The sequence below is a fragment of the Bradyrhizobium cytisi genome, from assembly GCF_008123515.1.
GTDB classification, from domain to species: Bacteria; Pseudomonadota; Alphaproteobacteria; order Rhizobiales; family Xanthobacteraceae; genus Bradyrhizobium; species Bradyrhizobium cytisi.
In genome coordinates this window covers 1-11,647 of sequence record NZ_VSSR01000105.1, presented here as the reverse complement: position 1 = coordinate 11,647, position 11,647 = coordinate 1, and the positions used below count along the sequence as shown (strand labels likewise).

At 65.0% G+C, this 11,647-nt stretch carries 9 protein-coding genes; 4 read left to right on the top strand and 5 right to left on the bottom strand.

All coding sequences use genetic code 11. The features are described 5' to 3' along the window. Nucleotides 1–15: 15 nt before the first annotated feature. Together FXB38_RS39930 and FXB38_RS39925 are read right to left on the bottom strand one after the other, a co-directional pair. Entirely contained in the window at nt 16–1,695 is a 1,680-nt protein-coding gene (locus tag FXB38_RS39930) for an SGNH/GDSL hydrolase family protein (RefSeq protein WP_148756371.1), read from the bottom strand. A gap of 148 nt (nt 1,696–1,843) precedes the next feature. Then, complete coding sequence (locus FXB38_RS39925; RefSeq protein ID WP_430640216.1) at nt 1,844–3,202, bottom strand: lytic murein transglycosylase; 1,359 nt, start codon at nt 3,200–3,202, stop codon at nt 1,844–1,846. A gap of 252 nt (nt 3,203–3,454) precedes the next feature. On the opposite strand from FXB38_RS39925, the gene galU reads away from it, so the two are divergent. After that, nucleotides 3,455–4,330, top strand: coding sequence for a UTP--glucose-1-phosphate uridylyltransferase GalU (gene galU / locus FXB38_RS39920; protein WP_148756370.1), 876 nt, complete (start codon nt 3,455–3,457; stop codon nt 4,328–4,330). Between the two features lie 4 nt (nt 4,331–4,334). On the opposite strand, the gene FXB38_RS39915 is transcribed toward galU, so the two are convergent. Continuing rightward, nucleotides 4,335–5,831 carry a GGDEF domain-containing protein gene (locus FXB38_RS39915; RefSeq protein WP_148756369.1) on the bottom strand — a complete coding sequence of 499 codons (1,497 nt, stop codon included), beginning with the start codon at nt 5,829–5,831 and terminating at the stop codon, nt 4,335–4,337. 146 nt (nt 5,832–5,977) lie between these two features. Here FXB38_RS39915 and FXB38_RS39910 point away from each other — a divergent pair, with 146 nt between their 5' ends. Continuing rightward, nucleotides 5,978–6,259 carry a DUF7662 domain-containing protein gene (locus FXB38_RS39910; protein WP_148756368.1) on the top strand — a complete coding sequence of 94 codons (282 nt, stop codon included), beginning with the start codon at nt 5,978–5,980 and terminating at the stop codon, nt 6,257–6,259. On the opposite strand, the gene FXB38_RS39905 is transcribed toward FXB38_RS39910, so the two are convergent. Both FXB38_RS39905 and FXB38_RS39900 read right to left on the bottom strand, forming a co-directional pair. Next, nucleotides 6,256–9,132 carry an EAL domain-containing protein gene (locus FXB38_RS39905; RefSeq protein ID WP_187435482.1) on the bottom strand — a complete coding sequence of 959 codons (2,877 nt, stop codon included), beginning with the start codon at nt 9,130–9,132 and terminating at the stop codon, nt 6,256–6,258. The genes FXB38_RS39910 and FXB38_RS39905 overlap by 4 nt on opposite strands. A 152-nt stretch (nt 9,133–9,284) precedes the next feature. Then, nucleotides 9,285–10,283: an NAD(P)H-quinone oxidoreductase gene (locus FXB38_RS39900; RefSeq protein ID WP_148756367.1), complete on the bottom strand. Its 999-nt coding sequence runs from the start codon at nt 10,281–10,283 to the stop codon at nt 9,285–9,287. Between the two features lie 111 nt (nt 10,284–10,394). On the opposite strand from FXB38_RS39900, the gene FXB38_RS39895 reads away from it, so the two are divergent. Continuing rightward, entirely contained in the window at nt 10,395–10,586 is a 192-nt protein-coding gene (locus FXB38_RS39895) for a DUF1192 domain-containing protein (RefSeq protein WP_148756366.1), read from the top strand. 520 nt (nt 10,587–11,106) lie between these two features. After that, a complete protein-coding gene (gene rcdA, locus FXB38_RS39885) occupies nt 11,107–11,616 on the top strand; it encodes a protease adaptor protein RcdA (protein ID WP_148756365.1) in 510 nt (169 codons plus the stop codon). Nucleotides 11,617–11,647: the final 31 nt, after the last annotated feature.

The window sequence follows — 11,647 nt, the reverse complement described above, 5'->3', positions numbered from 1 at the left end:
TGATCGGCTAACGCTCTAGCGAAACACTTCCGCCGAACGCCCGACGTTACCGGGCGGACGCGGGATCGCGGGATTGGGATTCGGATTGCGCGGGGCCGGCGCGAATTGCCGCGGCGGTGGCTGCGGCGCGCCGAAGCCGAAGAAATCGCGAATTGACGGCGTCGCCTGAGCCGGCTGCTGCTGCGGCGCCGGCTTCTTCGGTGCGAGCTTGGGCGGTGCGATTGCAGCGGCAGCGCCCGGCGTGCCGGGAGCCGAAGCACCACCCTCAGGCGTCGTCGCCGCCATCGGCGTATCGCCCTTGGCCTGCTCGCGACCAACTTCGCGGCGCGGCCAAGCATAATCGTCGGCGCGGCCTGCGGGCGCTGCCAGCGGCTCGCCCTTCACCAACGTCTTCGCAGCGAGTGCATCGACGGCGGCGGGGCGCGTCCCCGGTCCACCCAGCAATTGATCGGTCGAGATCGAGGCCGCGACCAGTGGCACGATCGGGCCTGCGAGCGGCCGCGGCGCGGGCTTGCCGGGTTCGGCGCTGGTGTCCGGCGTCCCCGGCTCGCTCGGCAGCGCGATCGGGCCGGAGCGTCCCGCCAGCAGGCGCGTGATCTCGCGTTCGACATAATGGGCGAGCTTTCGCGCACCCGGCTTGGTGAAGTAGACGCCGTCACCGCTGCGCAGCTGGCGGATTTGGCCTTCGAAATCCGGGCCCTTCTGCAGGAAGCGGCCGGCTTCGTCGACAAAGCCGTCCCAGACATCGACATAGGTGATGCCGGCCTTGGCCGCGCCCTCGCGATAGAGCGAATCCAGGAACAGCATGTCCGCGGTGCCCTTCGGTCCGCGGATCGCGGGCAGGCCGACCCAGAGCACCGGCACGCCCTTGGCCTTGAGGACGTTGGCGAGCTCCTCGATCTTCTTGCTGTAGAGCTCGACCCAGTGGTCGTCGCGGAATTCGTAGAGGCCGTTCGGATTGCGCGCGGTCTTTTCGGGCGCGGCGGCCGGCGCATCGGCGTTATCGGCATCGTCCTGCGGCAGGTCGGTGTCCACAGGCTTGTCGTCAGGCTTGGCGGCGGTGTCGGGCTTGGCGTCGCCGGGCTTGGCCGGCGGCTTGGCCTTTGCGCCCTTGTCGTTCTTCTTGTCCTTGTCGGTCGCCTTGTCGGATTTGTCTGCGACAGGCTCGCGGATCGAGATGCGGTCGTTGAGGCCGAGCATGACGACGATGATTTCGGGCTTTTCGGTCTCGAGGATTCCCTTCGCAGCAGCCGTCCAATCCGAGGGCTCACCCTTCGGCTGGTATTTGATCAGGCCGGACGTCGTCTTGTGCTTGCGGATCACGCCCATGTCGGGCTGCTCGGTGTAGGCGTCTTCCAGGCCGTAGGCGAGCCAGTCGGCCATGGCGTCGCCGATCACCAGCACGTTCTTGTCGGGGATCGTCTCGCGCTTGGCGGGCGAAGGCGCCCGCGAAAAATCCTGGCGCGGGGCCTGCTGTTGCTGCTGCTGGAACGGTTGGAAGAAATCGCCGCCGAACCAACCGCCCCCACTGCGCGGCGGGGCCTGGCGCTGCGGCGGGCCACCGAAGCCGGGGAAGTTGAAGAACTGCGCCGAAGCCGGTGCCGCGACCCCGACCATGATCGCAAGCGCCGTCCCCAGCGCGATCAACGGGCCGGTCTCGGTCAGCGCCTTGAAGAAAGATTTTGGCTTCGACATGCGATCTCGGGCGCGCGCAACAGGGTCTGGATGTGTCTCGATATAATAACGGAATCGGGCGCCAAACGGGCAAATTCTCTTGCAGATTCTTTGGGGCAATAACGGAGATCGGCCAAAATCCCGCTTCAGGGTTACTTTCGGCGCGATTTTACCGCCCGCGCAGTCGGTCCAGCACGTCGGAGGAGGCAAACCCGTCGGCGGGCGCCCCGATCGAGGCCTGGAAGTTGCGAAGCGCGTCCCGGGTCTGGCCGCCGAACTGGCCGTCTGGGGTGCCCTTGTAGAAGCCGCGTTGGACCAGCAATTGCTGGAGTTCCAGCCGCTCGGTCCGGGACAATTCCCGCTCCTGCCGCGGCCACGGCTGCACGAAGGGCTGGCCGCCGCGCAGCCGGTCGGCGAAATGGCCGATCGCCATCGCATAGGCCTCGGCCGGATTGTACTTCATGATGACCCGGAAATTCTGCAGCATCAGGAAGCCGGGCCCCTGCGCGCCGGCCGGCGCCAGCAGATAGGCCTTTTCCGCCGGATGCGGGAAGGGCTGGTTGGTCGCGCGCTTGAGCCCGAGCTTTTCCCATTGCGCGATCGTCATCGCCTTGGCGCGATCGGCCAGCATGTAGTTGAAGCCCTCGGGCACCAAGACCTCAAAGCCCCAGGTCTGGCCGCTCTGCCAGCCGTCCTTCTTCAGATTGTTGGCGGTGGAGGCGATCAGGTCGCTCGCGTTGTCGACGACGTCGCGCCGTCCGTCACCGTCGCCGTCCACGGCAAAGCGCTTGAACGCGGTCGGCATGAACTGGGTCGGGCCGAAGGCGCCGGCCCAGGAGCCGCGCATCTGCTCCGGGCGCAAATCGCCGCGGTTGAGGATCTCCAGCGCGGAGAGGAATTCGTCCTTGAAGTAGGCCTGGCGGCGGCCGACGCAGGCGAGCGTCGCCGTCGATTGCAGCACGCTGCGGTCGCCCATCTGGGTCGAATAATTGGACTCGATGCCCCAGATCGCGGCGATGATATAGCGGTCGACGCCGTAGGCCTTCTCGGTCGCGTCGAACTGCGCCTTGTACCTGGCGAGGACTTCCTTGCCCTTGGCGAGGCGGTTGTCGTTCACGAGGATGTCGAGATAGTCCCAGATCGATTTGCTGAATTCGGGCTGCGAGTCCATCAGGTCCATGATGCGCAGATCGGGCGAAAGCCCTGCGGTGAAGCGCTGAAAATTCTCCTGCGTGATGTTGCGGCGTGCGGCATCAGGCCACATCCCGGCAACGCAATTGTCGAAATTGCCGGCCGCCTCGCGGATCGCGGCCGCCGTCATCAGCGGATGGCCGGAGGCGCCGTCCTCGCCGCTCCAAGGCTGAGCTCCCGTTTGGGCACCGCCGGGGCCGGGCGCGGCTTGCGAGGGCGCCGGATTCGGGCCGGAGAAAATACCGCTGAACAGGTTCGACAGGCTGTTTTGCCCTTGTTGCGCTTGTTGCCCTTGCGCCTGCGCGGACATGGGGAACAGGAGCGCGGCCGCGAGCATTGTCGCGCCGGTCAAAGATAGAGTTACCGCTGTCACCAATTGCCTCATGTCTCACCCGTCCGGCCAAAAATCAGCCATCAGGAGGCCTCGTTACGGTTGCCAATATCTTAACAAAGGTGAAATTTTGCCGGTCACCTTTTTCTCGAATTCATTGAGCGGGAGCCCTACATCCGCCTTTGTTACCGGCTGCAAAACGGCTAGCAAGATACCATTGCTTCTTTCACGTGTGCCTCAAGGTATTCGATCAATCACATGAAAATCCGCAAAGCTGTGTTCCCCGTCGCCGGCCTCGGCACCCGCGTTTTGCCCGCCACCAAGGCGATGCCGAAGGAGATGCTCACCATCGTCGACAAGCCGCTGATCCAGTACGTCTATGACGAGGCGAGGGAAGCCGGCATCGAGCACTTCATCTTCGTCACCGGCCGCAACAAAAATGTCATCGAAGATCATTTCGACAAGATGTTCGAGCTCGATGCGACGCTCGCTGCGCGCGGCAAGAAGGCCGAGCAGGAGATCCTGGCGCAGAACCAGCCAGAAGCCGGCGCCGTCAGCTTCACCCGCCAGCAGGCGCCGCTCGGCCTCGGTCACGCGGTCTGGTGCGCGCGCGACATCGTCGGCAACGAGCCGTTCGCGGTGGTGCTGCCCGACGAGCTCGTGCTCAACACGCCCGGCTGCCTGAAGCAGATGATCGAGACGGCAAGCAAGCTCGGCGAAAAATCCAACGTCATAGCGGTCGAGGCGGTGCCCGACCATCTCACCCATCAATACGGCATCTGCGGCGTCGGGAAACGCACCGGCAAGATGTTCGAGGTCGACGGCATGGTCGAGAAGCCGGCCAAGGGCACCGCGCCCTCCAACCTCTCGATCACCGGCCGCTACATTCTCCAGCCCGAGATCTTCAAGATCCTCGAGACCCAGGAGCGCGGTGCCGGCGGCGAGATCCAGCTCACCGACGCCATGATCGGCCTCGCCAAGTCGCAAAAATTCTACGGCGTCGAGTTCGAGGGCGAGCGCCATGATTGCGGCTCCAAGCCCGGCTTCCTCCGCGCCAACATCGCCTACGCGCTGAAGCGGCCGGAATTGCGCGAGGGGCTGATCGCGGAGATGAAGAAGTATCTGGGGCAGTAGGCCCTCAAGCCACCAGCGACAGCTTCGGCAGGCTCGCCACCACCGACTGATTCCGCCCGCCGGCCTTTGCCGCATAGAGCGCCTTGTCGGCGGCGGCGACCAGGATGGCCGAGTCCATGCCGCTTGTCGGCGCGAGGCTGGCGATGCCGCAGGAGACGGTCGATCCCGCCCCGCCGTCGGACCAGCCCAGCACCTTGGCCCGGATGGTCTCGGCGACCTTGAAGGCGTCGGTGGCCGAGGTGTTCGGCAGCAGCACGGCGAATTCCTCGCCGCCATAGCGCGCGGCGCAGTCGCCGGGGCGGCGCACCGAATCGGAGATGCAGATGGCGATGCCGACCAGCACCTGGTCGCCGGCCTGGTGGCCGAAGGTGTCGTTGTAGCCCTTGAAGTGATCGGCATCGATCATCAGCAGCGCCACCTGCGTCTTCTGGCGCATGGCGCGGCGCCATTCGATGTCGATGACATGGTCGAACTTGCGGCGGTTGCGCAGGCCCGTGAGCGCGTCGGTCGTCGCCATCTCCTCGAGCTTGCTTTCGGCATCCGCCCGCCGGCCGATCTCGCGGGCGAGCACGATCGCCGAGCCCAGCACGAACAAAGCGAGCACCAGAACCACGCCGCCGATCCGAAGCGCTTCCTTCTGCCACAGCGCGAACACCGCGCTCAGCGGCTTGCCCGCCACCACGAACAGCGGGCCGGTGTCGCTGCTGCGCACATAGAGCCGCGCGGTCGGATCGACCGGGCCCTGTCCGGCAAACGAGCCGCCGACGCGGAGATTGTCGGCCTTCCAGCGCTGGCTGTCGTTCAGGTTCCTGCCGATGATGTCGAGATCGAACGGCCGCCGCATCATGATGGTGCGGTCGCGCTTGAGCACGGTGATGGTGTCCTCGGGGTCGAGGCTCAGCCGCTCGAACAATTCGTGGAAATAGGTGAAGCGGATCGAGCCCGCGACGACACCCATGAAGCCGCCGTCGGTATCGCTGAGACGCCGGCTCAGCACGATCGAATAGGCGCTACGAAACAGCATCGGGCGGCTGATGAACAGGCCGACGTTGGGATTGTCGCGATGGACCGAGAAATAGTCCTCAGTGCCGCGATTGTCGGGCACCGGGTCGAGCGTCGAGGCATCGATGGTCAGATTGCCGTCCGCATCGAACACCTGGATGGCGCCGAAATGCTTTGCGGTGGTGGCGTGGTCGAACAGGATGAGCTGGCGGATCGGCTTGGAGACCGTGTTGATCTCGGGCAGCAGCATGTTGCTGGCGACCGCCTTGAGGGACAGGTCGTAGATATCGATGTTGCGGCTGATGTCGGCGTCGATCGACGTGGCCAGGTTTTTCAGCGTCTGGCGGGCCAGCGCCTCCTCGCCGCGGCGCATGTCGAGCATGACGTTGACGCAAATGGCGGAAAAGCCGATCACCGTCACGACGGACGAGATGATCAGCAGCTTCGCCGAAATGCGCCAGGGCCGGCGGGCCGTGGCGTCGCGCCATGCAGACAGCATCCTTTGCTCCCGAGCCTAGTGGATGCGCCTGAAATCTTGCGTAGTGTTTAAGCCGCGACGGCGCTGCTGCAATCAGTTAAGGATTGGTTTCCGCCGGTATCGCTTTTGAGCAGGTCAGCCCGCGGACAAGGGGATAGAGGACGGCGGTGAACGATTACGACGCGCTACGCGATTACCTGCTGCGGCAGAAGCAGACGGAGCTCGTGCTGAGCTTTGAGGAGATCGAGGAGATCATCGGCGCGGCCCTGCCGCGTGCGGCGAATCGTGCCTCCTGGTGGGACACCTCGCGCAGCCCGGATATCAAGATGCCGCAGCGCGAAGCCTGTATCGCCGCGGGCTTCAAGGCCACCCGGATGCCGGACGGCCAGACCGTGCGGTTCACGAAGCAGAAGAGTGACCGGCGCAGGCCAACGGCCAAGAGCGACTAGCTCGCCGCTTCGAGCCGCACTTCGGTCAACAGCCGCATCGCCGCGTCGGCGTCCATCGGCTCGCCGAAGGCGAAGCCCTGCGCGTATTCGCAGCCCAATTGATACAGCTCGACCGCGTCGGAATCGGTCTCGGCGCCTTCCGCCACCACGTCCATGCCGAGATCATGCGAGAGCGCGATGATCGACTTCAGGATCACCGGCCGCGTGCCGCGATTGGTGGTGCGGACGAACGACTGGTCGATCTTGATGGTGTCGAACGGGAAGCGCTGAAGATAGGCCAGCGACGAATGGCCGGTGCCGAAATCGTCGAGCGATAATCCAGTTCCGAGCTCGCGGATCCGCGTCAGCATTTGCGCCGCGTGCTCCGGATTCTCCATCACCAGCGATTCCGTCAGCTCCAGCTTCAGCGTGCCGCGCGCCACCGAGGAGCGCGACAGCACGGTGCGGATGTCGTGGATGAGGTCATGGCGCAAAAGCTGCCGCGAGGAGACGTTGACGCTGGCGAAGATCGGCTCGCGCGAGCGCATCGCGCGCTGCCAGATCGAGAGCTGCTTTGCGGTCTGGTCGAGCACGAACATGCCGAGATCGACGATCAGCCCGGTCTCTTCCGCGATGGTGATGAATTCCGACGGCGCCATGCGCCCGAGTTTCGGGTGATCCCAGCGCACCAGCGCCTCGAAGCCGGCGACCGAACGGTCCTCCAGCCGGACGATCGGCTGGTACAGGATCGTCAGCTCCTGCCGCTCGATGGCGCGGCGCAGCTCGCTCTCCAGCGTCAGGCGATCGGTCTTTCGCGCGCGCATGGCGGGCTTGTAGACGTCGATGCGGTCGCCGCCGATGCGCTTGGAATGGTACATCGCAAGCTCGGCGTCCTTGATGATCTCGTCCGTCAGCTGAACTTGCGGATCGGAAAGGGCAAGCCCGATCGAGGCGGTCAGGAAGATCTCGCGCTCGTTGAACGCGATCGGCGCGCGGATGGTCTTGCGGATGGTTTCGGCAAAAGCGGTGATGCGGGCGGGATCCTGCTCCGACAGCAGGATCAGCCCGAACTGGTCGCCGGCGAGCCGCGCCAGCGTGTCCTGCGGCTTCAGGATGCGGGTGAGGCGCCGGGCCAGCGTCAGCAGGATGGAATCGCCGACCGCGATGCCGACGGAATCGTTGACCTGCTTGAAGCGGTCGAGGTCGATCACCATCAGGGTCGGCCGCAGCGTCGGCATGGTCTTGGCGAAATGCGCGACTGCGCCGAGCCGGTCCATGAACAGCTTGCGGTTGGGCAGGCCGGTCAAATTGTCATGCACGGAATCGTGGAGCAGGCGTTCCTCGGCGTTGCGCAGCTCGGTGACGTCGGTGAGCGTGCCGACCACGCGTGAGACTTCGCCGTCCGAGCCGACCACCGGGCGCGCCTTCAGCGCGAACCACATGAAGTGGCCGTCGGGCGTGCGCAGGCGGAAATCCTGCACCAGGCGGCCGCGGCGCTGGTCGAGCACGCTGTCCAGCGCGGCGCGGAAACGATCCTGGTCGAGCGGATGCAGCACCTCGAGCCAGGAGGCCGCCGGGCCTTCCAGCGTGCCACGCTTGAGGCCGAGCAGGGCTTCGGTCTCGGGGCTGGTGAACACCTTGTCGGCGGAAACGTCCCAGTCCCAGATCAGATCGCCGGAGCCGGCCAGCGCCAGCGCCCGTCGCTCGATGTCGGAGACCACGCCGGTGGTGGCGCCGCCGCCGGCGAAGGCGTGCTGCATCACCGTGAAGCCGATCAGCATCACGATCAGCACGAGGCCGCCGAGCAGCGCCGGGCCGACGATGTCGTTGGTGACGGAACCGGCGACCGTCATGCCGGCCGCGACCACCCAGACCACGAGGAGGAACCAGGTCGGAATCAGCAGCACCGCGCGGTCGAAGCCGTGGGTGGAGAGATAGACGATCAGCGCGAAGCCGGCGAAGGCGATCAGCACCAGCGAGATGCGTGCGATACCGGAGGCGACGGCCGGGTCGAACAGAGCGAGCGCCACCAGTGAGCCCAGAAAGGCGAGCCAGCCCACCGTGATGTGGGAATAGCGCACATGCCATCGACTGAGGTTGAGATAGGCGAACAGGAACACCAGCAGCGTCGCCGCCAGGATCGCTTCGCCCGCCGCACGCCAGATGCGCTCGGCGTTGTTCGACATATCGAGCACCTTGCCCCAAAAGCCGAAGTCGACGCCGATATAGACGAGCACCGCCCAGGCCAGCGCCGCGGCGGCCGGGAACATGATGCTGCCCTTCACCACGAACAGAATCGTGAGCACGAGCGCCAGGAGCCCGGAGATGCCGATCACGATGCCCTGGTACAGCGTGAACGAGTTGACCTTGTCCTTGTAGGCTTCCGGCTCCCACAGATAGAGCTGCGGCAGCTTGTCGGTGCGCAGTTCCGCGACAAAGGTGATGACGGCGCCGGGATCGAGCGTGATGCGGAAGACGTCGGCGGTCGGGCTTTCCTGCCGCTCCGGCCGGTCGCCGGTCGAGGGCGTGATGGTCGCGATGCGTGACAGCCCGAGGTCAGGCCATAACAGCCCCGAGGACACGATGCGGTAATGCGGGGCGACGATCAGGCGGTCGAGCTGGTCGTCGGTGTTGTTGGCGAGCGCGAACACCACCCAGTTCTGGCCGCCCTCGCGGGCGCGCACCTCGATACGGCGGACGATGCCGTCGGTGCCGGGCGCGGTCGAGACCTGGATGCGGTCGGCGTCGCTGCGCTGGTGCTCGAGCACGCCGGTGAGGTCGATGGCGGGCGCGTCGCCGCGGACGCTGACAGCGTCAAGCGCGCGTGCAGGGGACGCGGCGACAAGAATCATGAGGCCCAGCGCGATGGGCGCGAGGCACCTGATTAAACGCAAGGTGAGTTCTCCGCGTTCGACGCAAACTCTTCAGTGCAAGGCTCAGTGCAAGGCGTTTTCCGAACGGAACGAGATGGTTCGGCGCGTCGCGATAGATGCCACGAAAGCGAGGAAAATCAAAGGGTTTCCGCCCTGCCCGGTGGGCCAGCGGCCTAGAGTTCCAACACAATTTTGCCAATATGTGCCGAGGTCTCCATGCGCCGATGTGCGTCGGATGCCTTTTCCAGCGGGAAAGAGCTGTCCATCAGCGGTTTGACCCGGCCTTCGCGCAGCAGCGGCATCACTTTCGCTTCAATCGCAGCCACCATCGCCGCCTTGTCCGCATTACTACGGGGACGCAAGGTCGAGCCGGTATGGGTCAACCGCTTCACCATCACCTTGGCGATGTTGACGCTGACCTTGGGCCCGTTGAGGGTTGCGATCTGCACGATGCGGCCATCGACGGCGGCGGCATCGTAGTTGCGGTCGACGTAGTCGCCGGCGACCATGTCGAGGATCAGGTTTACGCCGGCCTTGTCGGTCGCTTCCTTGACCACGGCGACGAAGTCCTCGTTCTTGTAGTTGATGGCGCGGTCGGCACCCAGCTTGAGGCAGGCATCGATCTTGTCCTGTGATCCCACGGTGACGAACACCTTTGCGCCGAACGCTTTCGCAAGCTGGATTGCCATGGTGCCGATGCCGGAGGAGCCGCCATGGATCAGCAGCGTCTCGCCGGCCTTGAGCCCGCCGCGCTCGAACACATTGTGCCAGACCGTCATCAGGGTTTCCGGCAGCGCGCCGGCTTCCTTGATCGACAGCGCCGGCGGCACGCTCATCGCCTGGGCGTCCTGCGCGATGCAGTATTGCGCATAGCCGCCGCCGGCGACCAGCGACATCACCTTGTCGCCGATCTTGTGCCGCTTGGCATTGCTGCCGACGGCGACCACTTCGCCGGCAATCTCAAGGCCGGGCAAGTCGCTGGCGCCGGGCGGCGGCGGATAGGCGCCGGACCGCTGCGCGATGTCGGGCCGGTTCACGCCGGCGGCCTGCACCTTGACCAGGATCTCGTCGGGACCGGGCTGCGGAACGGTGCGTTGTTCCGGCACCAGGACCTCCGGTCCGCCGGGCTTGGAGATGGCGACCACGGTCATTTGCGCGGGCAGCTTGTCCATGATGTGTCCTTGAGCAAAGGTGCGAGAGGGGACGAGCCCTTTGATTAGCCAGCGCAGTCCGGGCTGGCAACCGCCCCAGCCGCAGGTGGCGCGAACGCAGGAGGAACGACGATGCCGACGGAAGACGACGACCGCCCGCGCAAGAAGGTCACCCACGAGATCGGGCAGGATCTCTCACTGTTGTCGGTCGAGGAACTGACCGAGCGCGTCACCCTGCTGAAGACCGAAATCGCAAGACTGGAAGAAGCCGCCACCAAAAAGCGCGCCTCGCGCGATGCGGCGAACAGCGTCTTCAAGTCGTAAGAATTCGAAGGAGGAGCGCAAGCGTTTCTACGGCGTCATGGCCGGGCTTGTCCCGGCCATCCACGTACTTGATCTTTCGCCGACAGAAAGAACGTGGATGCCCGAGCCTTCGCCTCGCCGAAGCGGCTTCGGCCGCGCAGGCGGGACAAGCCCGTCCATGACGGGCAGTTTGTTCCGCGAACCCCCTCGGCCACTGGCCGACATGGCTAACGAACCCTCAAAAAATTCGCTCGTTTACTCCACATTAAGCTTTTCGCTTTATGACTGGAACTGTCCTCGTTTGGACACCGAGTGGCTCCTGTCCACTCTGTTTGACGCCTCCCTGTTATCAACTTTCAAAGCCGCCGGTTTTCCGGCGGCTCTTTTTTGCGTCTCGTTCCGGTTGAATTCCGGGGAATGACCCGCGGAAACCATATCCGCGCTTGTCGCTGGACTCCGCGATCCCTACGCGCAATGATTTGTTCATCATAAGCCGGCGCCAAAGCCGGACGGGTAAACAGTTGCGTAAGGGGCGTTAACCATGGAACGTTTGCAAGCCGACGGCGCTCTCGTTCAACTCAGCGAGCGGTTCACCAATTCTGCGGCGTTCGGCGCCCTGTTCCGCGAAGGCATGGATCTCGTCGAAGAGACCGCCGCCTATCTCGACGGCGCCGGCCGCAACGAGGCCAAGGCGCTCGATCGCGCCGTCAGCCTCACCTACGCGACTGAGAGCATGCGTCTCACCACGCGCCTGATGCAGCTCGCCTCGTGGCTGTTGCTGCATCGCGCGGTGAAGGAAGGCGAGATGACGCTGGGCCAGGCCAACCGCGAGAAGACCAAGGTCAAGCTCTCCGCCGCCGATCCCGGCCCCGCCGACACGATCGAGAAGCTGCCGTCGCAGCTCCAGGAGCTGATCCATCGCTCGATGAGCCTGCAGACCCGCGTGCGCCGCCTCGACACCACCATCCACACCCCGCCCGTCGATTACCCTTCGATCGGCAATCCGCTGGTGCCGCAGCTCAACGCCCTGAAGGCCGCGTTCGAGCGGTAAAGCTCCAACAGCCCGTCATTGCGAGCGAAGC

Bases quoted from the DNA above. Each gene is read 5' to 3' on its own strand.
- FXB38_RS39895 (WP_148756366.1), top strand. From the start codon at position 10,395: ATGCCGACGGAAGACGACGACCGCCCGCGCAAGAAGGTCACCCACGAG.
- rcdA (WP_148756365.1), top strand. From the start codon at position 11,107: ATGGAACGTTTGCAAGCCGACGGCGCTCTCGTTCAACTCAGCGAGCGG.
- FXB38_RS39900 (WP_148756367.1), bottom strand. From the start codon at position 10,283: ATGGACAAGCTGCCCGCGCAAATGACCGTGGTCGCCATCTCCAAGCCC.
- FXB38_RS39915 (WP_148756369.1), bottom strand. From the start codon at position 5,831: ATGCTGTCTGCATGGCGCGACGCCACGGCCCGCCGGCCCTGGCGCATT.
- FXB38_RS39930 (WP_148756371.1), bottom strand. From the start codon at position 1,695: ATGTCGAAGCCAAAATCTTTCTTCAAGGCGCTGACCGAGACCGGCCCG.
- galU (WP_148756370.1), top strand. From the start codon at position 3,455: ATGAAAATCCGCAAAGCTGTGTTCCCCGTCGCCGGCCTCGGCACCCGC.
- FXB38_RS39925 (WP_430640216.1), bottom strand. From the start codon at position 3,202: ATGCTCGCGGCCGCGCTCCTGTTCCCCATGTCCGCGCAGGCGCAAGGG.